The sequence below is a fragment of the Stenotrophomonas maltophilia complex sp. Om-AH-Sm3 genome (genome assembly GCF_059337855.1).
Window position 1 is genome coordinate 202,462 of the sequence record NZ_JBYBLQ010000003.1, and the last position, 23,850, is coordinate 226,311.

At 66.6% G+C, this 23,850-nt stretch carries 25 protein-coding genes; 16 read left to right on the top strand and 9 right to left on the bottom strand.

Features of this window, described 5'->3' with window-relative positions; translation table 11 throughout:
• Nucleotides 1–166 precede the first annotated feature (166 nt).
• From AC10QF_RS05490 to AC10QF_RS05500, 3 genes are all read left to right on the top strand, one after another.
• On the top strand, nucleotides 167–343 hold the full coding sequence (locus AC10QF_RS05490; protein WP_494541896.1) for a DUF3606 domain-containing protein: 177 nt from the start codon (nucleotides 167–169) through the stop codon (nucleotides 341–343).
• Nucleotides 344–356: 13 nt separating this feature from the next.
• Nucleotides 357–2,906 (top strand): DNA ligase D, encoded by a 2,550-nt coding sequence (gene ligD, locus AC10QF_RS05495; protein WP_494541897.1) that lies wholly within the window; start codon nucleotides 357–359, stop codon nucleotides 2,904–2,906.
• A 138-nt stretch (nucleotides 2,907–3,044) separates the two neighbouring features.
• Nucleotides 3,045–3,494 carry a BLUF domain-containing protein gene (locus AC10QF_RS05500; RefSeq protein WP_494541898.1) on the top strand — a complete coding sequence of 150 codons (450 nt, stop codon included), beginning with the start codon at nucleotides 3,045–3,047 and terminating at the stop codon, nucleotides 3,492–3,494.
• Nucleotides 3,495–3,503: 9 nt separating this feature from the next.
• Here AC10QF_RS05500 and AC10QF_RS05505 read toward each other — a convergent pair whose 3' ends face one another.
• Nucleotides 3,504–3,734 (bottom strand): hypothetical protein, encoded by a 231-nt coding sequence (locus AC10QF_RS05505; protein WP_069138521.1) that lies wholly within the window; start codon nucleotides 3,732–3,734, stop codon nucleotides 3,504–3,506.
• 222 nt (nucleotides 3,735–3,956) lie between these two features.
• On the opposite strand from AC10QF_RS05505, the gene AC10QF_RS05510 reads away from it, so the two are divergent.
• Entirely contained in the window at nucleotides 3,957–5,450 is a 1,494-nt protein-coding gene (locus AC10QF_RS05510) for an FAD-dependent oxidoreductase (RefSeq protein ID WP_494541899.1), read from the top strand.
• 27 nt (nucleotides 5,451–5,477) lie between these two features.
• Here AC10QF_RS05510 and AC10QF_RS05515 read toward each other — a convergent pair whose 3' ends face one another.
• The 3 genes from AC10QF_RS05515 to AC10QF_RS05525 all read right to left on the bottom strand — a co-directional run bounded on the left by AC10QF_RS05515 (nucleotide 5,478) and on the right by AC10QF_RS05525 (nucleotide 6,553).
• Nucleotides 5,478–5,900, bottom strand: a complete 423-nt coding sequence (locus AC10QF_RS05515; protein ID WP_019336571.1) for a low affinity iron permease family protein — start codon at nucleotides 5,898–5,900, stop codon at nucleotides 5,478–5,480.
• A complete protein-coding gene (locus tag AC10QF_RS05520; RefSeq protein WP_069138523.1) occupies nucleotides 5,897–6,151 on the bottom strand; it encodes a hypothetical protein in 255 nt (84 codons plus the stop codon). Before AC10QF_RS05520 ends, AC10QF_RS05515 begins: the two co-directional genes overlap by 4 nt.
• A gap of 123 nt (nucleotides 6,152–6,274) precedes the next feature.
• Complete coding sequence (locus tag AC10QF_RS05525) at nucleotides 6,275–6,553, bottom strand: hypothetical protein (protein WP_111128470.1); 279 nt, start codon at nucleotides 6,551–6,553, stop codon at nucleotides 6,275–6,277.
• A gap of 177 nt (nucleotides 6,554–6,730) precedes the next feature.
• Between AC10QF_RS05525 and AC10QF_RS05530 the strand changes: the two genes are divergently transcribed.
• Nucleotides 6,731–9,400, top strand: coding sequence for an excinuclease ABC subunit UvrA (locus AC10QF_RS05530; protein WP_494541900.1), 2,670 nt, complete (start codon nucleotides 6,731–6,733; stop codon nucleotides 9,398–9,400).
• Here the strand turns inward: AC10QF_RS05530 and AC10QF_RS05535 are convergent.
• Nucleotides 9,397–9,840, bottom strand: a complete 444-nt coding sequence (locus tag AC10QF_RS05535) for a RidA family protein (protein ID WP_109336858.1) — start codon at nucleotides 9,838–9,840, stop codon at nucleotides 9,397–9,399. The two genes, AC10QF_RS05530 and AC10QF_RS05535, sit on opposite strands and share 4 nt — an antisense overlap.
• Nucleotides 9,841–10,019: 179 nt before the next feature.
• Nucleotides 10,020–10,973 carry an alpha/beta fold hydrolase gene (locus tag AC10QF_RS05540; protein WP_065186740.1) on the bottom strand — a complete coding sequence of 318 codons (954 nt, stop codon included), beginning with the start codon at nucleotides 10,971–10,973 and terminating at the stop codon, nucleotides 10,020–10,022.
• Between the two features lie 480 nt (nucleotides 10,974–11,453).
• On the opposite strand from AC10QF_RS05540, the gene AC10QF_RS05545 reads away from it, so the two are divergent.
• The gene (locus AC10QF_RS05545; protein ID WP_049427862.1) at nucleotides 11,454–12,374 is read left to right on the top strand and encodes an MBL fold metallo-hydrolase; all 921 of its coding nucleotides are present in this window, start codon (nucleotides 11,454–11,456) and stop codon (nucleotides 12,372–12,374) included.
• 114 nt (nucleotides 12,375–12,488) lie between these two features.
• Here the strand turns inward: AC10QF_RS05545 and AC10QF_RS05550 are convergent, their stop codons facing one another.
• The 3 genes from AC10QF_RS05550 to AC10QF_RS05560 form a co-directional block, all read right to left on the bottom strand.
• A complete protein-coding gene (locus tag AC10QF_RS05550; protein ID WP_111176329.1) occupies nucleotides 12,489–13,370 on the bottom strand; it encodes an RNA polymerase sigma-70 factor in 882 nt (293 codons plus the stop codon).
• A gap of 75 nt (nucleotides 13,371–13,445) precedes the next feature.
• Nucleotides 13,446–13,850, bottom strand: coding sequence for a cupin domain-containing protein (locus tag AC10QF_RS05555; RefSeq protein WP_069138529.1), 405 nt, complete (start codon nucleotides 13,848–13,850; stop codon nucleotides 13,446–13,448).
• Nucleotides 13,851–13,905: 55 nt separating this feature from the next.
• Entirely contained in the window at nucleotides 13,906–14,385 is a 480-nt protein-coding gene (locus AC10QF_RS05560) for a carboxymuconolactone decarboxylase family protein (RefSeq protein ID WP_069138530.1), read from the bottom strand.
• Between the two features lie 89 nt (nucleotides 14,386–14,474).
• Between AC10QF_RS05560 and AC10QF_RS05565 the strand changes: the two genes are divergently transcribed.
• The 10 genes from AC10QF_RS05565 (at nucleotide 14,475) to AC10QF_RS05610 (ending at nucleotide 23,826) form a co-directional block, all read left to right on the top strand.
• Nucleotides 14,475–14,783, top strand: coding sequence for a sigma factor-like helix-turn-helix DNA-binding protein (locus AC10QF_RS05565; protein WP_494541901.1), 309 nt, complete (start codon nucleotides 14,475–14,477; stop codon nucleotides 14,781–14,783).
• Nucleotides 14,780–15,811, top strand: a complete 1,032-nt coding sequence (locus AC10QF_RS05570; protein WP_494541902.1) for a LysR family transcriptional regulator — start codon at nucleotides 14,780–14,782, stop codon at nucleotides 15,809–15,811. The genes AC10QF_RS05565 and AC10QF_RS05570 overlap by 4 nt, the downstream gene beginning before the upstream one ends.
• A 127-nt stretch (nucleotides 15,812–15,938) precedes the next feature.
• A complete protein-coding gene (locus tag AC10QF_RS05575) occupies nucleotides 15,939–16,706 on the top strand; it encodes an SDR family oxidoreductase (protein ID WP_494541903.1) in 768 nt (255 codons plus the stop codon).
• A gap of 47 nt (nucleotides 16,707–16,753) precedes the next feature.
• Nucleotides 16,754–17,269, top strand: coding sequence for an Ohr family peroxiredoxin (locus tag AC10QF_RS05580; RefSeq protein WP_252745475.1), 516 nt, complete (start codon nucleotides 16,754–16,756; stop codon nucleotides 17,267–17,269).
• Nucleotides 17,270–17,399: 130 nt separating this feature from the next.
• Nucleotides 17,400–18,131, top strand: a complete 732-nt coding sequence (locus AC10QF_RS05585; RefSeq protein WP_494541904.1) for a hypothetical protein — start codon at nucleotides 17,400–17,402, stop codon at nucleotides 18,129–18,131.
• 223 nt (nucleotides 18,132–18,354) lie between these two features.
• Entirely contained in the window at nucleotides 18,355–19,002 is a 648-nt protein-coding gene (gene paoA / locus AC10QF_RS05590; protein ID WP_494541944.1) for an aldehyde dehydrogenase iron-sulfur subunit PaoA, read from the top strand.
• A complete protein-coding gene (locus AC10QF_RS05595; RefSeq protein ID WP_494541905.1) occupies nucleotides 18,999–19,949 on the top strand; it encodes an FAD binding domain-containing protein in 951 nt (316 codons plus the stop codon). The genes paoA and AC10QF_RS05595 overlap by 4 nt, the downstream gene beginning before the upstream one ends.
• The gene (paoC, locus tag AC10QF_RS05600) at nucleotides 19,949–22,153 is read left to right on the top strand and encodes an aldehyde oxidoreductase molybdenum-binding subunit PaoC (RefSeq protein WP_494541906.1); all 2,205 of its coding nucleotides are present in this window, start codon (nucleotides 19,949–19,951) and stop codon (nucleotides 22,151–22,153) included. Before AC10QF_RS05595 ends, paoC begins: the two co-directional genes overlap by 1 nt.
• A 9-nt stretch (nucleotides 22,154–22,162) precedes the next feature.
• Complete coding sequence (locus tag AC10QF_RS05605) at nucleotides 22,163–23,224, top strand: XdhC family protein (RefSeq protein ID WP_494541907.1); 1,062 nt, start codon at nucleotides 22,163–22,165, stop codon at nucleotides 23,222–23,224.
• Nucleotides 23,200–23,826 (top strand): nucleotidyltransferase family protein, encoded by a 627-nt coding sequence (locus tag AC10QF_RS05610; protein WP_494541908.1) that lies wholly within the window; start codon nucleotides 23,200–23,202, stop codon nucleotides 23,824–23,826. The genes AC10QF_RS05605 and AC10QF_RS05610 overlap by 25 nt, the downstream gene beginning before the upstream one ends.
• Nucleotides 23,827–23,850 lie beyond the last annotated feature (24 nt).

The following is a 23,850-nucleotide window of genomic DNA, read 5'->3' on the forward strand; positions in this document are numbered from 1 at the left end:
GAACGTCCACGCGAACTCTGCGCGCTGTCTTCACGAGGCGGGATCTGTCGACGTCTGTTGCCGCCGATGCATCCAGGTCTTCGCCATGGCTTCACAATGGCATCGCTTCGTACCCATGCACCGCCCGGTACGGTCACTTCACGCCCGATCACGCGTGGAGACTCCCATGAGCGATGACAAGAAGAACACCGGCAGCCCGGACCGGGATCGTATCAACGTCAACGAAGATTACGAGCTGCAGTACTGGACCGCGACGCTGGGCGTGTCCGCCGCAGAACTTCGTGCCGCTGTCGCGGCGGTCGGCCCCACCGCCGTTGCGGTCCGCAAGCATCTGGGACAATAGCGCGGAGTTGCCCATGTCGCTGGTCGAGTACCGCCGCAAGCGTCGTTTTGACCAGACCCAGGAGCCCGAGCCGGGCAAGGCGCTACCGAAAGGCCAACGCGCCATCTTCGTGGTGCAGTTGCACCATGCCAGCCGCAGGCACTACGACTTCCGCCTGCAGGTCGGGGACGCGCTGAAGAGCTGGGCCGTGCCCAAAGGGCCCAGTTACGACCCGAAGGTCAAGCGCATGGCGGTGGAGGTGGAGGATCATCCTGTCGACTACGCGAGCTTCGAGGGCGACATCCCCAAAGGCCAGTACGGCGGTGGCCATGTTGCCCAGTTCGACCACGGTGTATGGGCCACCCAGGGCGACCCGGAAGCACAGCTTGCCAAGGGACATCTGCGCTTCGAGCTGTTCGGCGCCAAACTGAAGGGCGGATGGCATCTGGTCCGCTCCGGGAAGCCGGCGCGCCAGCCGCAGTGGCTGCTGTTCAAGGAGGACGACGAATTTGCCGGCGATATCGAGGCGGACGATCTGCTGGCGGATGTCGCTGAACCCCCTCCGGAGGATCTGAAGCGGTCGGGCGCCGGCAAGACTTCAAAGAAGAGGCTCGCCACTGTACCCGCCAGGCGCACCCGGGCAAAGAACTGGACGAAGAAGGCCCTGGCGCTCAGCAAGGCAAGAAGGGCCGCAGCGCCGTCCGGTCCATTCGAACCGCAGTTGGCCAGGCTGGGAGACGCGCCGCCCCAGGGCGAGCAGTGGGTCCATGAGATCAAATGGGACGGGTACCGCATCCTTGCCACGGTCGCCGAGGGCAAAGTGCAGCTTTGGTCCCGGAATGCACTGGAGTGGACCGGCAAGATCCCCGAGATACGTGACGCGGTGGCGGCACTGGGCCTGACTTCAGCCGCACTGGACGGCGAGCTCATCGCCGGCGCCGGCACCAAGGAGGACTTCAACCTGCTGCAGGCCACGCTCTCCGGCGAGCGCCAAGGTGTGCTGACCTATGCACTGTTCGATCTGCTGCATCTCGATGGTGTGGATGTCGCTGATGCGCCCTTGCTGGAGCGCAAGGCCTTGTTGCAGTCCGTGCTGGAAGGGCAGGGCCGCCCATTGGCGTTCAGTTCGCATGTGCAAGGTGATGGCGATGAAGCCTATCGCGTGGCCGGCGAGCAGCATTTCGAGGGCATCATCTCCAAGCGCGCCGACCGCAGCTACCAGAGCGGCCGCAGCGAGGATTGGCGCAAGACCAAGCAACTGGCCAGCGACGAATTCGCGGTGGTCGGATATACCGCACCCAAAGGCAGCCGCACCGGCTTCGGCTCGCTGCTGCTGGCCCGGCCGGATGCGAAGCATGGCTGGCTCTACGCCGGCCGCGTCGGGTCTGGGTTCTCGGACGAACTGATCGGTGACATCAGCAAGCGCATCAAGGGCGGTGGCGGCCGCAAGCCGACCGCCTACGTGCCCACGCAGGACACCGACCTGCGCGCTGCGACCTGGTTCGAGCCGCGTTTCGTGGTCGAGGTCTTCTACCGCGGGATCGGCGGGCAGAAGCTGTTGCGCCAGGCGTCGTTGAAGGCGGTGCGGGCCGACAAGGATATCGCCGACCTTGCCGATTCCGATCGCGCTGGAACGTCCCTGGCGGCGGCGCGCACACCGGCAGCCTCGCGACCTGCGCGCAAGGCCAGGAAGGCACCGGTGGCCGATCGCGCGCCGCCGTCGCTGTCGTCTCCGGGCAAGATCCTGTTTCCCGGCGACGGTTACACCAAGCAGGACGTGTGGGATTACTACACAGCAGTGATGGATCATCTCCTGCCCGAGGTGATTGATCGCCCGTTGTCGATCATCCGATGCCCCAGTGGCACCGCAAAACCCTGCTTCTTCCAGAAACACCATACGGCCGGACTGGAACTGGTCGACGCGGTAAGGCTGAAGGAAGAAAGCGGCATCAATGCCCATTACCTGGTCGTGCGCGACCCGGCCAGCCTGCTCGAACTGGTGCAGTTCAACGCATTGGAATTCCATCCGTGGGGCAGCCACGCCGAAGCGCCCGAGCAGGCCGACCGGGTGGTGTTCGATCTGGATCCAGGACCGGACGTGCCCTTTGCCGAGGTCAAGAAAGCGGCCACCGACATCCGCAAACTGCTGGCGCAGCTGGAGCTGGAGTCATTCCTGCGTGTATCCGGCGGCAAGGGCCTGCACGTGGTCGTGCCGCTCAACCCGGGATGCGATTGGGACCTGACCAAGCGCTTTGCGAAGGGTTTCGCCGAAGCGCTGGCGCAGTCCGAGCCGCAGCGGTTCCTGGCAACAGCCACCAAAAGCCTGCGCAACAAGCGGATCTACGTTGACTATCTGCGAAACGGGCGCGGAGCAACGGCGGTCGCGTCGTACTCGTTGCGGGCCAGGCCGGGGGCACCGGTGGCGTTGCCGATCGCATGGGGTGACTTGGCCAAACTCAAGCGTGCCGACGCATTCACGATCAAGGACGTGCCGCCAAAGCTCAAACGGCGCCGCAAGGATCCGTGGGCCGGCATCGAGAAAATGGAACAGAATCTCGCGCGGTGGGCGCAGGCGGACCCATAGCCTGCGCTCGTGCCCGGTACCGTCTGTCGGCCCGAATCCGACTGACTCACAATATGCACGGCGTTGAAACAATTGTCCGACGCAGTTGGCCTATGCTTGGGGCGCGGAATCTGGGGGGATTCTCTACAGGAGCAGCCGATGCCGATCCGGGCAGTCGCATACGTCAGTGAAGCGGGCCCAGCCGTTGCGGGTGATCCGCTGGGCCTTGGCAGTGGGAAGCTGGATGATCTGGTGGACGACGCCGCCCGCTTCAACCGAAATGCGGGCGTCACCGGGGTGCTGCTGTTCGATGGAGTCCGATTCCTGCAGTACATGGAGGGGCCCGAAGACGGCTTGAGCGTGGCGTACTCACGGGTGCTCGGTGCTACCAGCCACACGGGACTGATCGAATTGCAGCGCGGCAGGGTAGGCAATCGGCGTCTCCCGTTCTGGCCGATGCGCTGGCTCCCGACGCAGCCGGCGGTGATGAGACGCCTGGCCCGCGCAGACTGGCTGGGGTTTGTGCAGCACAGCGACGGCCAGGCCGAGGCTGAGACGGCGATGGACGTCCTGGCCAGGTTGGTCGAACCCTATGCCATCGCGGCCTGACGTGATGGCTCAACGACCTCCATAGCGCGCTGCCCACGGGATCTCTCCGCTGCACACGTTGAGGTGCCCGGTGCGCATCACGCAATACATCCGGGCATCCGAGTCGGCACTGGCAGCAATGAAGTCCAACGCCTCGGCGAGCATGCGGATGAACTGCGGCTCGGGGTAGAACCCCGCCCATACTGGCAGCATTTCCTCCAGCTGCGCGATCATCAGGTCGATCTCCAGGTGCGTGCTCACAGCGGGTTCCTCCTTCCAGGCAAGCTAGCGACCGCACTGCAAGGGACGCGTCGTCGCCCGCATAGCAGGCGCAGGCGTGTCGCCCACGCGATGTTCACCCGCCTTTGATCGGCATCGCTGCTGCTACGCGTGTGAGCATTTCCTGCACGGCCGCACCACCGCTGTTTCACCCCCAACGGCGTATCAGGGAAAGCTCCCAGCTGACTCTGCAAAGGTGTATTCATGGCCGACCCGTTACCGCGCGCCAGCCTCTGGTCCCGTGATGCCGAATCGAACAGCTTCCGTCCACTTGCCGGAACCACGCAGGCGGACGTGCTGGTGGTTGGTGCTGGCATGACCGGCCTGCTGACAGCGGCCCGCCTGGCCGATAGCGGCCTGGATGTGCTGGTGGTCGATGCGGGGCCCATCGGCGGGCGCAATACGGTGATGTCCACGGGCAATCTTTACGCGCCCGTTTCCCGGCTGGCAGACCTGATCGCGCGTTGGGGCGGTGACACGGCCAGTCGTATCGTGCAGTGGCGGCAGCAGGCGCTGCGGTCCATCGAAGCACTGGTTCACCGCTACGATCTGCGCTGTGGCTTCGAACGCGTGGCCATGCAGTACGGCATGCAGGAGCGCACCCGCGAGGTCACTGCGCGATTCGAGCGTGAGCTGCAGGCCTATCAGCGCGTCGGCCTGCAATGCGAACACCACCAGTCCGGGCTGCCGTTCACCTTGGGCCACGCCTTCCGCGTTGCAGATCAGGCGCAATTGGATCCGGCGGCGTTCTGCATTGAGCTGGCGCGACATCTGGCGGGCCGAGTGCGCATCCACGACTGGACCCGGATCAACAGCATCGAGGCATCCGCCGGCGTTGCGACGGCCGACGGCGCCCGCATCCACGCCAGGCACTTCGTGTTGGCCACCCATTCGCCAGCGGGCTTCAACCTGGTGCAGGCCGAGATGGAGGTCTACCGCGAATACGGCGTGGCGGTACCGGTTGCCAGGCCGCCCGCGGCGGGCATTCATTGGATCGCCGATCGGCACCGCTCGTTGCGCGGGGTGCGCGGCACTGATGGCCGTGACTGGCTGGTGCTGGTCGGCGAGACCCACCGCACCGGCGAAACGCCGCCGATGGATCCAGCCCAGCACCTGGTCGCCGACGCGCATCGCAATTTCTCCGTGCAGGGCGAGCCGCTGTGCTGGTCCGCGCAGCAGTTTCGTGCAGCCGACCAGCTGCCCTACATCGGCAGCAGCGCGCACGACAATGTGTGGGTGGCTACTGGCTATGGGCCGGACGGCTTGACCTGGGCGGGCGTGGCCGCGCGTGCGATCACCGAGGGAATCCTCGGCACGACCAGCGAGATCGAGCGGCTGCTCAGCCCCATGCGCTTCACACCGGTGCGCTCGGCGGCCGGCTGGGCCCGTACCAATGGCACGGTTGCGCGGCACATGGTGGGAGATCGCCTTGGTGCTGCGCCGTCGCACTCACCCACCGAGCTGGCCCGTGGCTGTGGCGCGCTCCTGGACGTGGGTGGAAAGCGAACTGCGGTCTACCGCGACGAGGGAGGGCGCCTGCACACGATGTCGGCGCTCTGCCCGCACCTGAAGTGCGTTGTTCAATGGAATGACCATGAGCGCACATGGGATTGCCCCTGCCACGGCAGCCGCTTTTCCGCCACCGGAGCGCTGCTCGAAGGCCCTGCCAGGCAGGGCCTCACACCAGAACAGGCATAGGCGCAGGTAGCCGCCGCAGCAGCGACCTCAGGCTTCGGCGGCCGCGTCCGCATCGCAGGGCATGCAGCGCTCCTTCTTGGACTTGATGTCTGCAGCGGTCTTCGCCAGTGCCTCGTAGCGCTGGCGTATCTCTTCAAGGTGGGCCGGCTCCATCGACTCCAGATTCAACAGCTCCTGGTTGGCGTCCTTGCTGACACGGATCAGTTCATCCAGTTTGATGTGCAGCGCTGCGGTGTCGGCGTTCTGCGTATGCTGGATCAGGAACACCATCAGGAAGGTCACGATGGTTGTTCCCGTATTCACCACCAGCTGCCACGTGTCATTGAAGTGGAAGGCCGGCCCGCTGGCAGCCCAGGTGATGATCACCCCCAGCGCTGCGACGAATGCCCCCAGGCTGCCGGACAATCGCGCGGTCGCGGCCGCGACACGGGCGAAGCCGCGCCGGATCACTCGTCACCTCCCGCGGCCTCCTCATCCGTGCGACGGTCTGGCAACCTCACCCGCTCCCCAAGGCGCTTGGCCTGCTCGTCCGGCGTGGGTGCAGCGACGAAGGGAGAGATCGGGTCGCTGGCGGGGAAGGTCTCCTGCAGCGCTTCGTCATGATTGCGGTGGTTGTGCAGCTTTGCCTGCAGCGGACTGACAGGATCGGGGCGCTGCGCCTCCGTGTCCGGATGGGGAAGGTCTTTCTGGTCGCGTTGCATGGTGCATCTCCAGGTTGATCACCACCTCGCAGGTGGTGGGCCCAGCATAGGAATGCGTTGTGAGCGGCCCCATCAAGGGCGGGGCAACGTGATGTCAAACCTTCAGGCAACGCGCACTAACAATCAGCAGGGCGGGGGAGCCCGGCGTCGGCCGCGGCGGCGCCACGCCATCACCTGGCCCACCACCGCCGTCAACAGCAGCATCGCATTGGTCACCACGAAGACCACGCTGCCCAGCATCGCGCTGTACACCGTGAACAGCGCAGACGCGGTCATCTGGCCTGCGAACAGCCACCTGGATACGGCTTCCGGGTTGGGCGACTGCCACTGCTTCACCATCTGTCGGATCAAGGTTGCCATCAGTACCGCCGTGGCGGCCCAGCCAAGTACGTCGGGGTGCATGACGGCCTCCGGTGTGTGGGCACCCAACGCTAGCCCTTGGCTGGGCAAGGCCGTACGAACGGGAGGTGAAGACAACATCCCGCTTCCGGCGCCCTCACGCCATTCACTCCCCAGCGGCGACAATGGCCCCTCGGGCGCACCATGCGCAATCCGCCCACCGAATGCAGGAATGCTGAGATGTCCAACACCCCCTTTGGCGAATCGTCATGTGCTGCCGCAGCCAGCGGCTGCATCGAGGTGCGCGGTGCGCGCGAGCACAACCTGAAGAATGTCGATGTCTCCATTCCACGCAATGCACTGGTGGTGTTCTCCGGCGTGTCGGGGTCCGGCAAGTCCTCGCTGGCCTTCGGCACGGTCTTCGCCGAGGCGCAGCGGCGCTACTTCGAATCCGTCGCGCCCTACGCGCGTCGCCTGATCGATCAGGCCGGCGTGCCAGACGTGGATGCCATTGACGGGCTGCCACCGGCGGTCGCCCTGCAGCAGCAACGCGGTGCCAGCAATGCGCGCTCATCGGTGGGCAGCGTGACGACGTTGTCCAGCCTGGTGCGCATGATGTACTCGCGGGCAGGGGCCTACCCGGCCCACCAGCCCATGCTGTACGCCGAAGACTTCTCGCCCAACACCCCACAGGGTGCCTGCAGCACCTGCCACGGCCTGGGGCACGTCTATGAGGTGACCGAAGCGCTGATGGTGCCGGACCCATCGCTGAGCATCCGCGAGCGCGCCATCGCCTCCTGGCCACCGGCCTGGCATGGCCAGAACCTGCGCGACATCCTGGTCACGCTGGGCTACGACATCGACGCGCCGTGGAAGAAGCTGCCGAAGAAGGACCGGGACTGGATCCTGTTCACCGAGGAAACGCCCACGGTGCCGGTCTATGCCGGCTTCACGCCGGCCGAGACCCGCGCCGCGCTCAAGCGCAAGCTGGAGCCCAGCTACATGGGCACGTACACCGGCGCACGCCGCTACGTGCTGCACACCTTTGCCAACACCCAGAGCGCGCTGATGCGCAAGCGTGTTTCCCGCTACATGGAAGGCCGCCTGTGCCCCGCCTGCCAGGGAAAGCGCCTGAAGCCGGAAGCGCTTTCGGTCACCTTCGCCGGCGTGGACATCGGCGAGTTCATGCGGCTGCCGCTGGACCAGCTGGCGGCCTTGCTCGAGCCCATCGCGCAGGGCGATTTCAGTGCACACAGCCACGGCGCGCGTACCAGCAGGCGTGCAACGCCCCGCGATCGCGCCAAGCGGGCAGCAAGTGGCCGCGCGACCCACGAAGGCGCCCCCGACGTGCGCCTGACCTCAGCCCTGTCAGAGGAAAAGCGCCTGGCGGCGCAACGGCTCGCGGGCGGGGTCATGGCGCGGGTACGGCAACTTCGCGAGCTCGGCCTTGGCTATCTCTCGCTGGATCGCGCCACGCCCACGCTGTCGGCCGGCGAACTGCAGCGCCTGCGCCTGGCCACGCAGCTCAGCTCGCTGCTGTTCGGCGTGCTGTACGTGCTCGACGAACCGTCGGCCGGCCTGCATCCGGCCGACAGCCAGGCGCTGTACGACGCGCTGGAACGCCTGCGCGACGGCGGTAACTCGGTGTTCGTTGTTGAACATGATCTGGAGCTGATGCGCCGCGCGCAGTGGCTGGTGGATGTGGGCCCGCAGGCAGGGGAACATGGCGGACGCGTTCTCTACAGTGGCGAGCCCGACGGCCTGCGCAACGTTCAGGATTCGCGCACGGCGCAGTACCTGTTCGACCAGGTGCCTGCGCCGGCCAGCCGGCAGCGCAGTGCCATCAGCTGGCTGGAGCTGAAGGGTATCCATCGCCATAACCTGCACGGTGTGGACGCGCAGGTACCGCTGGGGCTTCTGACCGCAGTGACCGGCATTTCCGGATCGGGCAAGTCCAGCCTGATGGCACAAGCGCTGCCCGAGCTGATACTGCTGCACCTGGGGCACGAGCCCGTGGACGACAGCGCCGACAGCACGCCCGCGGATGGGCCGACCGTGATCGAAGCCACGCGGGGCCAGCTGGCCGGCGACGTGGACGCCATCCAGCGCGTGGTACAGGTAGACCAGAAGCCCATCGGCCGCACGCCACGCTCCAACCTGGCTACCTACACGGGCCTGTTCGACCACGTGCGCAAGCTGTTCGCCGCGACACCCGACGCGCGCCGTCGCCGATTCGATGCGGGCCGCTTTTCGTTCAACGTAGCCAAGGGGCGATGCGAGACCTGCGAAGGCGAGGGTTTCGTCAGCGTCGAACTGCTGTTCATGCCCAGCGTCTATGCGCCGTGCCCCACCTGTCACGGCGCCCGCTACAACGAGGCCACGCTGAAGGTGCAGTGGAACGGCCGCAACATTGCCGAGGTCCTGCAGATGACGGTGGACCAGGCCCATGCGTTCTTCGCCGAAGAAGAGGCCATCGCCCGCCCGCTGCAGTTGCTGCAGGAGATCGGCCTGGGCTACCTGCGGCTGGGCCAGCCGGCCACGGAGCTTTCAGGGGGTGAGGCGCAACGCATCAAGCTGGCCACAGAGCTGCAGCGCAGCCAGCGCGGGCGCACGCTGTACGTGCTGGACGAACCCACCACCGGCCTGCATGCATCAGACGCGGACAGGCTGCTGGTGCAGCTTCAGCGGCTGGTGGACGCAGGCAACACGGTGGTGATGATCGAGCACGACATGCGTTCTGTCGCACAGGCCGACTGGGTGATCGACGTCGGCCCGGGCGCAGGCAGCGCGGGCGGCACCGTCGTGGCGGCGGGGCCACCGCATCAGGTGGCCCGCGCCAAGGGCAGCAGGACGGCGCCGTTCCTGGCGCGCGAGCTTGCCAGCGCCGCTTCGCGTCAGGGGGCGTACTAAGACTGCACTTCAGCGCGCAAGGCGATCTCGATCAGCTGTTCGGGGAACGCGAGCGCAGAAACGCCAATAAGATTGCTGGCCACCTGCGGGACAGTCTGGCCGTAGACGGCCGGCCTGACCTTGCCGCTGGCGGCAAATGCGGCCGGCACATCGATGACGAACAGGGTCTCCTCCACCACATCCGCCAGCGATCCGCCCAGCTCGGCCAACACTATCTGCGCGTTCTCATAGGTGCGCCTCATTTGCGCCTCCATGGTGCCGAAGTCAGCTGGCTTGCCATCAGCACCCAGAGTGGCTGGCGCCACCAGCTGCCCTTCCGGCGTGTGCGAGAGCTGGCCCGACACGAAAATCGAATTGTTCACGCGTACGGCCTGCACGTAACCGTACGCCGATTCCCACGGTACGCCGAGGCTGGCCGTCTTGCGGTTGGGGGCGCTCATCTCGCTGTCCTTCTGGTGTGAAGGCTCCAGTTTGGCAACAGGCTTTACTGTCCGCCTGCCCCGAATGGGTAGGTCACAAGTAACCGCATCGTCCTCGACCGTCACGTGCGCGGGCAAACGACGCAATGAGACTCTGCGATATGAGACGGGCTCCGGCGCCTTGCCGAAGCCCGCGTTGCTCACTTTTCCTGCAGGAACGTCAGCAGGTCCTGGTTGACCTTGTCCTTGTGGGTGTCGGTCAGGCCGTGCGGCGCACCCGGGTAGACAATGAGCTTTGCGCCCTTGATGAGCTTTGCCGATTGGCGGCCTGAGATGTCGATCGGCACGATCTGGTCGTCGTCACCGTGGATGACCAGGGTGGGCACATCGAATTTCTTCAGGTCTGCGCGGAAATCGGTGGCCGAGAACGCAGCGATCGAGTCGTAGGTGTTCTTGTGGCCGCCCTGCATGCCCTGCGCCCACCACGCATCGATCAGCCCCTGCGACACCTTCGCGCCCGGGCGGTTGAAGCCATAGAACGGGCCCGACGGAATGTCCTTGTACAGCTGCGCGCGGTTATCCATCTGTGCCTTGCGGATGCCATCGAACACTTCGATCGGCAGGCCGTTCGGGTTGTCGGCGGTCTTCAGCATGAAGGGCGGTACCGAGCTGATCAGCACGGCCTTCTTCACCCGCCCGGTGCCATGCCGGCCGATGTAGCGCGCCACTTCGCCGCCACCGGTGGAGAAGCCCACCAGGGTCACATCGTGCAGGTCCAGCGTATTGATCACCGTGGCCAGGTCATCAGCATAGTGATCCATGTCGTTGCCATCCCACGGCTGGCTGGAACGGCCGTGGCCGCGACGGTCATGGGCAATGACGCGGTAGCCGTGGTTGGCCAGGAAGATCATCTGCGATTCCCAGCTGTCCGAGTTCAACGGCCAGCCGTGGCTGAAGGTCACGACCGGACCGTTCTTCGGGCCCCAGTCCTTGTAGTACAGCTGCACGCCATCGGCGGTGGTGATGTAGCTGGCGGTGCGCGCGATGCTGGTGACTGCCGCCGGCGTGGCCGGTTCGGCGGCCTGCGCGGACAGGCCGGCCTGGACCGAGAGGGCGAGGGTGGCAACGGCCAGGGTACGGGCGAAGGTGTTCATGCGGGAACTCTCATGGGTGGGTGGTGAGACGTACTTTGCGCCAGCAATCAGGCATCTGGGATATGACAAGTCCGAATTTCTTGATAGATCGTCCTGATTGCGCGGACCCACAGCGGGGTCGACTGGATGATCATCCGAAGCTGCCCGACCTGGGCCTGCGCACTACCGAACGAGCCAGAGGCGCTTGCAATGGTGGCATTGCAGCCGGTTCCGCATTGCTTCCCGGAACGCAACATGACGTACCCCTTCACGGCGCTACCGCACCTGCGGCGTGCTGCCTAGGCTGATCCCACACGGCACCTGCCGTGTCCCGGGCCCACCGCTCACGCAGTGCCCACCTTCCCATGAACCACGCAGTGCTGGCGTGCCAGGCATCCGCGCCCTGGCCGCGCCGCGCCCTGCGTCGTGGGAAAGCGCCCGGAATCGCTAGCGCCAGCCTTGCATTGCTGCCCGCCAAATGGCTCTTCGTGGAGATCCCTCATGTTCAGTATGGAAAACACCGCCGCGCCCATTGCTCCCGCCCTCGATGAACTGGTGCCCTCGCGCTACGCCCTGAAAGTGGGCGACGTCGAAGTGCTGGTGATCAGCGATGGCGTCCTGCCGTTGCCCACCCAGATGCTCGGCCACAACGTGCCGGCCGCCGACCGTGCCGAATGGTTCGAAGAGATGTACCTGCCCCAGGATGCCTTCGACTGGGCATTGAACGTGATGGTGGTGCACAGCGGTGATCGCACCATCCTCATCGATGCCGGCCTGGGCATGGACCCGGACCTGCAGCTGCCGCGCGCCGGCCAGCTGATCCGCCGCCTCGGTGCCGCCGGCATCAACCTGGGCGAAATCACCGACGTGGTGATCACCCACATGCACATGGACCACGTCGGCGGCCTGCTGGTTGAAGGCGTAAAGGAACAGCTGCGCCCGGACCTGAAAATCCACGTCGCAGCCGCGGAAGTGGAGTTCTGGAAGTCGCCGGACTTCAGCCGTACCAACATGCCGCAGGGCTTCCCCGATGCACTGCGCGCCACGGCCAAGCACTTCTGGGCCGAGTACAGCAGCTATGTGCACACCTTCCAGGACGAACAGCAGATCGCGCCGGGCGTGACGGCCCGCCGTACCGGTGGGCATACCCCGGGCCACTGCGTGGTGCGCGTAGCGTCCGCGGGGCAGGCCCTGACCTTTGCCGGTGACGCGGTGTTCGCGGTCGGCTTCGACCAGCCGAACTGGCACAACGGCTTCGAGCACGATCCGGAGGAATCCGCACGCGTACGCATCGCTCTGCTGAAGGAACTGGCCGGTACCGGCGAAATGCTGGTGGCCACGCATCTTCCGTTCCCGTCAGTGGGCCGGGTGTCGCTGGAGGGCGAGACGTTCCGCTGGGTGCCGGTGTTCTGGGACTTCTGATCGGATCCTGCGGATACAGCGCAAGCACGAGTTTTCGACGGGGCGCGTCGGCGCCCCGCTCGAAACCCGCAACGGCGAGGCCAACAACGGACGCCATCCACGCCTGGCGTGGATCTACTGGATGGCGGTGGGGTGGGCCAAACGTTGCAGCTTGTGCGGATTGCGCTGCACCAGGATCTGCGTGATCCGTTCGCCATCGGTCTCGAAGGCCATCGCCGCCTCCAGCTCGCCATCGAAATAGCGCAGCAGTCCCAACCGTCCGTTGAGCATGGCCGGCACCATCCGCAACTGCGCGCTGCGCCGCAGGTGCGGGGCATACAGCAGCTGGGCAATGCGTGCACCCCCGACCATCGGCCCGGGGAAGCTGGTGACGATACCGCCGCCGTCACCCACCAGCTCGGCCGATTCGGCCATCAACGCCTTCATCGTGCGGAAATCGCCGCTGGACGCGGCCTCGGCGAAGCGGCGCAGCAGTTTCTGGTGCACGTCCTGCGGGACGTTGTAGCGCGGGCGTTCCTGCCGGAGCTGCTGGCGCGCACGATGCACGATCTGCCGGCAGGCGGCTTCCGTCTTGTCCAGGGTGCGCGCGACCACGGCGTAATCCTGATCGAACACGTCGTGCAGCAGGAAAGCCGCACGCGCATCCGGGGCCAACCGTTCCAGCACACTGAGGAAGGCGACCGACAGATCGCTGGCGGTTTCCAGCACGTACTCGGGCGTGGCGGTGTCATCGGTCAGCAGCGGCTCGGGCAACCACATGCCCACATAGTGTTCGCGCGCATGCCGGGCCAGGCGCAGGCCATCAATGGCGCGACGGGTGGTGGTCGCCACCAGCCAGGCTTCCGGATTCTCGATCTGCGACTGGTCGGCGCCATGCCAGCGCAGCCAGACATCCTGCACCACGTCTTCGGCTTCGTGCGAAGACCCAAGCATGCGGTAGGCCACGCCGAACAGGCGTGGGCGGAGGCGTGAGAACAGCGCAGTGGATTCGTCCATGCCAGCGTAGACGGGACAGGTCCCCGGATTGTGACACCCCGGAACCTGTCGCTGGTGCCAGCGCCGGACGTGCGATCAGTGCGGCGGCAGCACCGCCGGCTTGCCGATGTCCTTGATCAGGAACACCACGAACTTCGCCGGCTCGGTGGCGCTGGCGTTGCGGCCTACGGTGTGCAGATCGGCCGGGCCTTCATGGAAGGCCTCGCCCGGGCCAAGGGTGACTTCCTTGCCGCCAGCAACACCCATCACGATCCGCCCTTCCAGGACATAGACGAAGCCATGGGCATCGTGGCGGTGGACAGGATCGGCGCCACCCGGCGGATACTCCACGGTAAGGATCAGCGCTTCCTTGCCGGGCTGCTCCGGCAGGGCGCGGGTCATCACCTCGCGCACCAGGGGCTGGGGCGCAGCAGAGGGCGGGGTGGCGGCAGCGCCGCACAGTGGCAGCAGCGCAAACAGGGCCAGAACAGAACGACGCATGGCAGGTCTCCAAAGCGGTAGAGCAGGGCCGCAGCATGGGGCAGCGGCGGAAGGATCAGGCCAGGCCGGCCTTGTCCAGGCCAAAGGCCGCGTCCAGCGTGCCGGGCGTGGTACGGAAGGCAACGTTGGCGCGGTTCCAGGCGTTGATCGCCATCACCGCGTGGGTGAGGTCGACAATCTCCTGATCGGACAGCTGGCCGCGCACGCGCGCGTACAGCTCGTCGGGCACACCCTGCGCCGGCAGCTGGGTCAGTACTTCGGTCCAGGCCAGGCAGGCGCGCTCGCGCGGGCTGAACAGCGTCGATTCACGCCATGCTGCCAGGTGATGCAGGCGCAGCGGGCGCTCACCACGCAGGGTGGCCTCCTTCACGTGCATGTCCAGGCAGAAGCCACAGCCGTTGAGCTGCGATGCACGGATGTTGACCAGATCGATGATGGCCGCTTCGATCGAGGCGGTGTGGGCGGCATGCGAGTACAGGCCGAGCTTCTTGAACAGTTCGGGGGATTGCGCGGCGTAATCCAGGCGTGCGGTCATGGTGTGTTCCTGTAGCGTGTGAAGGGCACAGCGAGGCTAGGCCCGCATTCGCAATGCCGGTAGGCGGGGGCCGGGCCGCACGCTGTTGCATGAAAAGCACCAATGTCCTGTCACAGCGGCCGATGCTCGGCCGTCTGCCGGGCATGGACACCTCATCGCACCTGCGCACCGCATCGCGCCCTGCCAGCGAACAGGTCTGGCAGGCCTTCCTGGCCGCATTGCGCGAACTGCCGCCCGATGCACGTGCGGTGCTGTTGCTGCACGACGTGCTGGGCGCCGGATTCGAGGACATCGTGCCCCTGCTGGCGCTCGATCTTGCCGCGTGCAGGCAACGCCTGGCGCTGGCGCGGAGCCACCTGCACGCACAACGTGCCCGCCTGGAGCCAGGCCACCCATGAACGCCGCAACGCCCCGCCCGGCCAGTGACGGCCACGATGCGCTCAATGCGTCCTTCTCCACCAGCTACGCCGGCGTGCTGGCCTTCATTGCAGTGGCGTCCGAGGGCAGCTTCGCGCGCGCGGCCGACCGGCTCGGCATCGGCCGCTCGGCCGTCAGCCGCAGCGTGCAGAAGCTGGAAAGCCAGCTGGGCGTGCGATTGTTCCTGCGCACTACGCGCTCGACCACGCTGACCCGCGAAGGCGAACTGTTCCTGGAGGGCTGCAACCCGGGCGTGACCTGCATCCTGCAGGCGCTGGAGGAAATGCGCGACCTGCGCGAGGGCCCGCCGCGCGGGCACCTGCGCATCAGTGCCAGCCACGGCTTCGGCCGGCGGGTGATTGCCCCTCTGCTGGCAGCCTTCCGTGCCGAGTACCCGCAGGTATCCGTGGAGCTGCTGCTGGACGAGCAGGCCCCCGACCTGGCCGGTGACCGCATCGACGTGGCGTTTCGCGACGGCCTGCTGGAAGACAGCCAGGTGATCGCCAAGCAGCTGGTGCCGATGCAGCTGGTCGTATGTGCATCACCGGCGTACGTGCAGGCGCACGGTCTACCGGTGTCGGTGGATGCGCTGTCCATGCATGCCTGCATCGGGCGGCGCCTGCCGGGCGGACGCATGCAGCCCTGGGAATTCCGTGTCGACGGTGCCGAAGTGCACCTGCAGCCGCCGGCCGCACTGGTGTTCAACGATGCCGACCTGGCCCTGCAGGCCGTCATCGACGGGCTGGGCATCGCCCAGCTGCCCAGCTATCAGGTGCGTGAAGCGCTGTGGGCGGGCAGGGTGGTGACCTGCCTGGATCGGCATGCGCCGCTCGATCGCGGCCACTACCTGTGCTACCTCAGCCGCCGCCAGCTGCCCAAGCGCGTGCGGGCCTTCATCGACTTCAGCACGCAGCGGGTGCGCGCGCTCGAACTGGATGTGATCTCGCAATGGGAAGCACGCCAGCAGGCCCCCCCTCTGAAGCCAAGCGCACAGCCTGCCTGGGCCTGAGCGCACTGGTGCGTGCCGGGCAACAGTGCGCGACCCGTCACGGACCTACTGCCTCGCGCCCGCGCCACCTACGATGCCTGCGCCCGGCCACACCCCGGTAGCCCCTTCACATTCCAGGAGACACGCAATGAAGTTCCTCGTCATCGGTGGTACCGGCCGCATCGGCAGCAAGGTGGTGGAGCGCCTGCGCGTAGCCGGGCATGCGGTCGTGGTGGCAGCACCCTCCACCGGGGTTGATGTGCTGACCGGTGAGGGCCTGGATGCCGCCATGGACGGCGTCGACGTGGTGGTGGACCTGGCCAACTCGCCCTCGTTCGAAGACGCAGCAGTGCTTTCGTTCTTCGTGACCACCGGCCACAACATACTTGCGGCCGCCACCCGTGCCGGCGTGCGCCACCATGTCGCGCTTTCTGTTGTTGGCACCGACAAGCTTGCCGCCAGTGGCTACTTCCGCGGCAAGATCGCCCAGGAGCGGCTGATCCGCGACTCGGGCCTGCCGTACACCATCATCCATTCCACGCAGTTCTTCGAGTTCCTGCCGGGCATCATCCAGTCCGCCGGCGACGGTAGGGCCGTGCGGCTGCCGGCCGCCGACGTGCAGCCGATTGCCGCCGAGGATGTTGCCGAAGCGGTGGCACGCATCGCCCAGCGGCCGCCGGCCAATGGCGTGCTGGAAATCGCCGGGCCGCAGCGCAGCGCGATGGCGGATCTGGCCAGGCGGTATCTGCAACTGACGGGTGATCCCCGGCAGGTCGTTGCGGATACCGAGGCGCTGTATTTCGGTGCGCCGCTGCAGATCGACACGCTGGTGCCGGTCGGACACGCGTGGCTGGGGCAGGTCGATTTCGAAGCCTGGCTGCAGCAGTCGGGCCTGTTGCAGCGGCAGCCTGCCTGAGCGGCGAATTGATCGCCTGCCGTAGCAGCGCTTGATGGAGCCGTGCAATGACCGAGCTGAAGCCGCCTTCGCCCGCCATGCTGGACCGCTACCAGGGCGACGACGTGAAGCCGCTGTACACCGGCCGCGTGCGGGTGAGCGGAGGCCAGGCCCAGCATGGGCGGGCGTCCGGCGTCGTGCGATCGGACGACGGTGCACTGGCGGTGGACCTGCGCCTGCCGCCGGAGCTCGGCGGGCCTGGCGGCGGCGCCAATCCCGAGCAGCTGCTGGCTGCGGGCTATGCCGGCTGCTTCCACGGTGCCCTGGTGCTGGTGGCCGCGCGCGCCGGCCTGCTGCTGCACAACCCCAGCATCGAAGTGGCGGTCACCTTCGCCCGTGATCCGGCAGATGGGCTGTACCTGCTGTCGGCCGAGATCGTGGTACATCTTCCCGGCATGGATGAGAACCTGGCCTGCGAACTCGTTCGCAACACCGAACGCGTCTGCCCATACGCCAAGATGTTCCATCGTGGCATCAGCCATGCGGTGCATGTGCGGGTCGGCCCGCAGGCTTCGCCTCTGTAGAGTCGAGCCATGCTCGACCATGGGAAGATCCTGGCCCTGACGATTACACGGCAAGGCCGTATGCCGCCCCTGCCAACCTCGGCTACGATGGCCGGGGGCTGGCATCCGCGCCGGCGGGGCAGGGGGCGCAATGGACATGCAGGCACGGGGCGGATTCGTTCCGCCCGCGAAGACCGGTTCGCAGGAACTCACGTTCCACTGGCTCTACCAGCGGGTGCAGGGGCTGGTTGAGCACAGCATCTACCCCAAGGCGGGCAGGGTGGAGACGTGGGCGTTCCGCATCGGCATGGGTGCGGCGATCATCGGCATTCTCATTGGTCAGCTTCCGGATCGATGGCTGCCTGTTGGCGCAGTGCTCCAGGTGGTGGTTGCCTGCCTGGCAATCGAAATCGGAGGGTTCATTGTCGGTGGCGTCCTGGCCGCCCGCAGGGGCATTCGCCAGTTCAGCCAGCCGCGGCTCTCGCACGCCCAGGAGATGGATGAGGACTTTGCCCACTGGCAAGCAGTGGTGAGCGAGCTTCGCGACTTCCCGCGCGTCCAGCGCGAGCGGCGACTCAAGTTCGTCAGCACCTTGCGCACGAACATGATTGAACGCATGGGCATGATGTATGGCGGCCTGCAGCGGCTGGGACCATTCCCGCTGTTGATTGCCCTCTATCTGCAGTTCCGCGGATGGAAATGGGGCGACTGGGCGGGCGCTTTCGATGTTGGATTGCTAGGCGCACTGCTTATCTTCGCCATGGTGCTGCTGTACCTGCTGGGCTGGATGCTGATCGGCCTTCGCACCAGGCTCGATACCTACGTTGCCTTGTTGGAGGGCTCCATCCACGAGCCCGAGCCCTCCCAGTCAACGCCCTTGTAGCGTCGGGCCATCATGTTCTTCATGTTGAGGGACAAACAGGATTGTGAGCCATCCAGTAAGGCATACGCATGGCTCAAGTTGGCAGGCTCGTACATTTCGCCGACTTCACAGATCTGTACCCCACGGATGGGCATAGTGGCCTTTGGGTAGTGTGAGCGCGTCCATCCAGCCACGGGGTTTGCCCGAACGCCAGGAGGTCACTGTGCCAAGTTGTGATGAAGGAATGAAGCTGACGCGTCGCCAGGTGATCGCCGGCGGCGTCACGACCGTGGCAATGTCCGCCGCACCGGGGGCGTCATCGCTCGCCGCCGAACTGGCGACGCCCCCGCCGCCCAGGCCGCCGGTCATCAGCACGGTGGCCTTCACCGTCAACGGCAAGCGGCGGGAGCTTGAACTCGACACCAGGACCACGCTGCTCGATGCCCTGCGCGAACATCTGAAGCTGACCGGGACCAAGAAGGGCTGCGACCACGGTCAATGCGGTGCCTGTACCGTGCTGGTCAACGGTGAGCGCATCAATGCCTGCCTCAGCCTGGCGGGGCAGCACCAGGGCGATGCCATCACCACCATCGAAGGCCTCGGAACCCCCGATGACCTGCATCCGATGCAGGCCGCCTTCATCAAGCATGACGGCTACCAGTGCGGGTACTGCACGCCGGGGCAGATCTGCTCGGCGGTGGCGGTACTGGACGAGATCAAGCGGGGTGTCCCCAGTCATGTACAGGCGGACGTCAGCGCACGGCCCCGAGCCACCAACATGGAAATGCGCGAACGCATGAGCGGCAACCTCTGCCGCTGCGGGGCCTATTCCAACATTGCCGAGGCGATGGAAGAGGTCGCTGGCGTAACTTCTGGAGGGAGGCGCGCATGAGGGCCTTCAGTTACGAACGCGCCAAATCCCCGGCCGAGGCCGCCAAGGCCGTCGCCGGAACCGAAGGCGCGAAGTTCCTGGCCGGAGGGACCAATCTGCTCGACCTGATGAAGCTGGAGGTCGAGACGCCAGCGCACCTGGTCGATGTGCAGGACATCGGCCTGGACAGGATCGAACCCACCGACGAGGGCGGCCTGCGCATCGGCACGCTGGTCACCAATACCGCGCTGGCCTCGCATGAGCGCGTGCGCCGCGACTACGCGGTGCTGACCCGCGCGATCGTGGCAGGCGCCTCCGGGCAGCTGCGCAACAAAGCCACCACCGGCGGCAACCTGCTGCAGCGCACGCGCTGCCCGTATTTCTACGATCCCCATCTGCCCTGCAACAAGCGCCTGCCCGGATCAGGCTGCGGCGCACTCGAGGGGTTCTCCCGGCAGATGGGCGTGATCGGCACCTCGGACAGCTGCATCGCGACCTATCCGGGCGACATGGCGGTGGCCCTGCGGGTGCTGGACGCCTCGATCCAGACCGTCAGCGGTGACGGCAGTACGCGCAGCATCCCGATTGCCGATTTCCACCGTTCCCCCGGCGACAGGCCGCAGCAGGACAACGTGCTGCAGCGCGGTGAGCTGATCACCCACGTCACGCTGCCGGAGCCCCTGGGCGGTCGGCACGTGTACCACAAGGTACGTGACCGCGCGTCCTATGCGTTCGCACTGGTTTCGGTCGCCGCAGTCGTGCAGCGAGACGGCTCGGCGCGGTTCGCCTTCGGTGGAGTTGCGCCGAAGCCGTGGCGCGTCGAGGCAGCCGAACCGCTGCTGCGCGACGGCGTAAAGGCCGCGACCCGGCAGGTGTTTGCCGGCGCCCGTCCGACGCCGGAGAACGCGTTCAAGATCGCGCTCGCAGAGCGTACCCTCGCAGCCGTGCTGGTGGAAGGAGAGCGCTGATGCCCCTTGAATTCAACGCCCCCGCCGGCGACAACCTGTTCGACAAGGCCAAGGTCGTCGGCAAGTCGACGCCGCGCATCGACGGACCACGCAAGACCACCGGCACCGCCCCCTATGCCTACGAGCGCCATGACGTGGCGCCGAACCAGGCCTACGGCTACATCGTCGGTGCGGGCATCGGCAAGGGGCGCATCATTTCGATGGATGCCTCCCGCGCACGTGCCGCGCCCGGCGTACTGGCGGTCATCACCGCACCGGAAACCAAACCGGTCGGCAAATCGAACTGGAACAATGCGCCGCTGTTCGGCGGAACCGAAGTCGCCCACTACCACCAGGCCATCGCCTGCGTGGTGGCAGAGACCTTCGAGCAGGCCCGCGCCGCCGCGGCGCTGATCCGCACCCGCTACGAGCGCAGCAAGGGCCGCTTCGATTTCCCGGCCCTGGCACCGTCCGCACCGCTGGCAAAGGGCCGTGACGGCAAGCCCGACCGGCAGGCGTTGGGCGATTTCGACACCGCCTACGCGAGCGCCGCGGTCAAGCTCGACGAGACCTATCACACCTCCGACGAAAGTCATTCGATGATGGAGCCGCACGCCACCATCGCCGCCTGGGAGGGTGACACGCTCACGCTGTGGACGGCGAACCAGATGATCGACTGGGCCAGGCAGGGCATGGCGGCGATCCTCGGCATCGATCCTGCCAAGGTGCGCGTGGACTCGCCCTATATCGGCGGCGGCTTCGGCGGCAAGCTGTTCATCCGTGCCGACGCGGTGCTGGCCGCGTTGGCGGCCAAGCAGGTCGGGCGACCGGTGAAGATCGCGCTGCAACGCCCGTTGATGCCCAACAACACCACGCACCGGCACGCCACCCTCCAGCGCGTGCGGATCGGCTGCGGAAAGGATGGCCGGATCTCCGCCATCGCCCATGAGAACTGGTCGGGCAACATCAACGGCGAGGACGGCGAAAACGGCACCCTGCAGACGCCCAAGCTCTATGCAGGCGCCAACCGCCTGGTGGCCAACTACATCGCCACGCTCGACATGCCCGAAGGCAATGCGATGCGCGCACCGGGCGAAGCACCGGGCCACATGGCGCTGGAAGTGGCGATGGACGAAATGGCCGAGAAGCTGGGTCTCGATCCGATCGCGTTCCGCATCCTCAACGAGCCCGAGGTCGTGCCCGGCGACCCGTCCAAGAAGTTCTCCGACCGCAACCTGGTGCGCTGCCTGCGCGAAGGCGCGGAGCGCTTCAACTGGAGCAAGCGCAAGGCCAGGCCGGCGCAGGTCAGGGAAGGGCACTGGCTGATCGGCATGGGCGTGTCCGCGGGCTATCGTGGCGCACCGACGATGAAGTCGGCGGCGCGGGTCTGGCTTGACGGCCAGGGCGGGGTGATTGTCGAGACCGACATGACCGACATCGGCACCGGCTCCTACACGATCATCGCGCAGACGGCAGCCGAGACCATGGGCGTGCCGCTGGACCGGGTCCACGTGACCCTCGGCGACTCCCGTCATCCCGCCTCCGCCGGTTCCGGCGGCCAGTGGGGCGCGGCAAGCTCCACCGCGGGCGTGTACGCGGCGTGCGTCAGCCTGCGCCGCAAGGTGGGCGAGAAACTGGGCTTCGACGGCGACACCGCAGACTTCGCCAATGGCCGCATCCAGGCGGGTGGGCGGACCATCAAGCTGGCGGAGGCGGGGACACTGTCGGCAGAGGACGGCATTGCCTTCGGCGACTTCAAGCAAGGCTACGACGTCGGCACCTATGCAGGGCATTTCTGCGAGGTCGCCGTGCATGCCTACACTGGTGAGACGCGCATTCGCCGCATGCTTGCCGTATGCGATGGCGGCCGGATCCTCAATCCGCTGTCTGCACGCAGCCAGGTCATCGGCGGGATGGTGATGGGTGCGGGCGCGACCCTGATGGAGGAGCTGGTGGTCGACAAACGGCTTGGCTTGTTCATCAACCACGACCTGGCCGGCTACGAGGTTCCCGTGCACGCCGACATCCCGTATCAGGAGGTGGTCTTCCTCGACACGCTGGATCCGGTGATCTCGCCGATGAAGGCCAAGGGTGTGGGCGAACTGGGCATCTGCGGGGTCGGCGCCGCGATCGCCAATGCGGTCTACAACGCAACCGGCGTGCGCGTGCGCAACTATCCCATTACCCTGGACAAGCTGCTGCCCGGCTTGCCCGACGTGGGCTGACCCTTGCGCATGGACCGACCCGCAGCCTCGCCCACTCTGGAGGCCTCCGCCGCAGGCGAAGGGGAGCCCTGCGATCTTGCCGAGCACCTGTCGGCAGCGCCGGGCTTCCTCACCGAAGGCAACCCGCGCGGCGTACTCGAGGCGGCAGTGACGCACCTGCGCGCACGGCAGCACGCCGTGCTCGCGCTGGTGCTGGAAACCGCTGGCTCCACCTACGCCGGTGCCGGCGACATGGTGCTGTTCTGCAACGGCAGCCAGGTCGGCTGGCTGAGCGGCGGATGCCTGGAGCCCGAGCTCGCGCGACGCGCGGAGCAGGTGAGCGCTGCAGGCCGGGTCGACTGGATCGAGATCGACACCCGCAGTGACGACGATCTTTTGAGTGGGTCCGCGCTCGGGTGCCGCGGCCGACTGCGGATTGCGCTCCTGCCGTTGCGTGCGATGGTCGGCATCGACGACGTCATCGAGGTCTGGCTGCGCGAGGGCGTGTCACTCCAGCGCGACCTTCGCACGTCGGGGCAGGTCGTTTTCCGCGCCGGCCATCGCGAGCAGGCATGGCAGCTGCATCCGATGGACGGGGCGCAATCCTTTGGCGAGGGCGCATGGCATTTGCCGTTGCCCCGGCTTCCGCGGGCCCTGGTGTTGGGGGGCGGTCCCGAAACGCCCTCCCTGGTTCCGTTGCTGCGGGGCCTGGGGTGGCGGGTCAGCGTGGCCGAACGGCGAGCTCGCTGGGCCTCTGCCGGGCAGTGCGCGGATGCGCATCTTCAGACCAGCCCGGCCGAGGCCCTCCATGCCGACCCGTGCGACGCGGCACTGGTGATGCATCACGATTTCGAACTGGACCGGGAGGCGCTGGTGGCCCTGGCTGATACCAACGTCGCGTTCATTGGACTGCTGGGTCCGCGGCGAAGGCGCGAGGACCTGTTCAAGCTGCTGACACCGGATCAGCGCCACCGCCTTTCCCCGAGACTTCGATCACCGGTCGGCCTGGACATCGGCGGCCGAGGGCCAGAGGCGATTTCGCTCAGCATCGCCGCGCAGCTGCAGCAATGGCGAAGCGCGCCCGGCAGGTGACTGACGCGCATGCGGTCGTCGTGCTGGCTGCCGGCGGGAGCACCCGACTTGGCCAGCCCAAGCAGCTTCTGACCCGGCAGGGCGAGACCCTGGTACATCGCGTGGTGCGGTTGGCACTGGAGCTCGCGCCAGCGCAGGTGCTGGTCGTGGTGGGCGCGAACGCACAGGCCGTGACATCCAGCGTTGCCGGGCTGGATGCCACTCCGGTAACCAACCACCACTGGGAACGCGGCCTGGCGAGCAGTCTGCAGGTTGCCGGCGCACACCTGCTGCCCACGGTGACCGCGGTGATGGTCGTGGCATGCGACCAGCCCGCAATCGAGCGCTCCCATCTGCAGGCGCTGCTTTCGGGTGCCCGCGCCGCAGCGTCAACGTGCGCGGGCACCCGCCACGGAAATGTGCTTGGCGTTCCTGCGGTAGTGCCGCGTGCATGGTTCAACTCTGCGGGTGCAACCGGTGACCGCGGCTTTGGAGCGCGCCTGCGGCAACTTCCTGCCGATACGGTGCATGTCCTAAAGGCACCGGCACTGGGCCTGGATATCGATACGCCAGAAGATCTTGCACGTGCGCGCGATGCGGGCTGGATCGATGACGGGAGGTGACCCGCATGATCACTGGGCCAATGC

Excerpts from the sequence above, each read along its gene's own strand:
- AC10QF_RS05490 (WP_494541896.1), top strand. The coding sequence starts at position 167 with ATGAGCGATGACAAGAAGAACACCGGCAGCCCGGACCGGGATCGTATC.
- ligD (WP_494541897.1), top strand. The coding sequence starts at position 357 with ATGTCGCTGGTCGAGTACCGCCGCAAGCGTCGTTTTGACCAGACCCAG.
- AC10QF_RS05500 (WP_494541898.1), top strand. The coding sequence starts at position 3,045 with ATGCCGATCCGGGCAGTCGCATACGTCAGTGAAGCGGGCCCAGCCGTT.
- AC10QF_RS05510 (WP_494541899.1), top strand. The coding sequence starts at position 3,957 with ATGGCCGACCCGTTACCGCGCGCCAGCCTCTGGTCCCGTGATGCCGAA.
- AC10QF_RS05520 (WP_069138523.1), bottom strand. The coding sequence starts at position 6,151 with ATGCAACGCGACCAGAAAGACCTTCCCCATCCGGACACGGAGGCGCAG.
- AC10QF_RS05525 (WP_111128470.1), bottom strand. The coding sequence starts at position 6,553 with ATGCACCCCGACGTACTTGGCTGGGCCGCCACGGCGGTACTGATGGCA.
- AC10QF_RS05530 (WP_494541900.1), top strand. The coding sequence starts at position 6,731 with ATGTCCAACACCCCCTTTGGCGAATCGTCATGTGCTGCCGCAGCCAGC.
- AC10QF_RS05535 (WP_109336858.1), bottom strand. The coding sequence starts at position 9,840 with ATGAGCGCCCCCAACCGCAAGACGGCCAGCCTCGGCGTACCGTGGGAA.
- AC10QF_RS05540 (WP_065186740.1), bottom strand. The coding sequence starts at position 10,973 with ATGAACACCTTCGCCCGTACCCTGGCCGTTGCCACCCTCGCCCTCTCG.
- AC10QF_RS05545 (WP_049427862.1), top strand. The coding sequence starts at position 11,454 with ATGTTCAGTATGGAAAACACCGCCGCGCCCATTGCTCCCGCCCTCGAT.
- AC10QF_RS05550 (WP_111176329.1), bottom strand. The coding sequence starts at position 13,370 with ATGGACGAATCCACTGCGCTGTTCTCACGCCTCCGCCCACGCCTGTTC.
- AC10QF_RS05555 (WP_069138529.1), bottom strand. The coding sequence starts at position 13,850 with ATGCGTCGTTCTGTTCTGGCCCTGTTTGCGCTGCTGCCACTGTGCGGC.
- AC10QF_RS05560 (WP_069138530.1), bottom strand. The coding sequence starts at position 14,385 with ATGACCGCACGCCTGGATTACGCCGCGCAATCCCCCGAACTGTTCAAG.
- AC10QF_RS05565 (WP_494541901.1), top strand. The coding sequence starts at position 14,475 with ATGAAAAGCACCAATGTCCTGTCACAGCGGCCGATGCTCGGCCGTCTG.
- AC10QF_RS05570 (WP_494541902.1), top strand. The coding sequence starts at position 14,780 with ATGAACGCCGCAACGCCCCGCCCGGCCAGTGACGGCCACGATGCGCTC.
- AC10QF_RS05575 (WP_494541903.1), top strand. The coding sequence starts at position 15,939 with ATGAAGTTCCTCGTCATCGGTGGTACCGGCCGCATCGGCAGCAAGGTG.
- AC10QF_RS05580 (WP_252745475.1), top strand. The coding sequence starts at position 16,754 with ATGACCGAGCTGAAGCCGCCTTCGCCCGCCATGCTGGACCGCTACCAG.
- AC10QF_RS05585 (WP_494541904.1), top strand. The coding sequence starts at position 17,400 with ATGGACATGCAGGCACGGGGCGGATTCGTTCCGCCCGCGAAGACCGGT.
- paoA (WP_494541944.1), top strand. The coding sequence starts at position 18,355 with ATGAAGCTGACGCGTCGCCAGGTGATCGCCGGCGGCGTCACGACCGTG.
- AC10QF_RS05595 (WP_494541905.1), top strand. The coding sequence starts at position 18,999 with ATGAGGGCCTTCAGTTACGAACGCGCCAAATCCCCGGCCGAGGCCGCC.
- paoC (WP_494541906.1), top strand. The coding sequence starts at position 19,949 with ATGCCCCTTGAATTCAACGCCCCCGCCGGCGACAACCTGTTCGACAAG.
- AC10QF_RS05605 (WP_494541907.1), top strand. The coding sequence starts at position 22,163 with ATGGACCGACCCGCAGCCTCGCCCACTCTGGAGGCCTCCGCCGCAGGC.
- AC10QF_RS05610 (WP_494541908.1), top strand. The coding sequence starts at position 23,200 with ATGGCGAAGCGCGCCCGGCAGGTGACTGACGCGCATGCGGTCGTCGTG.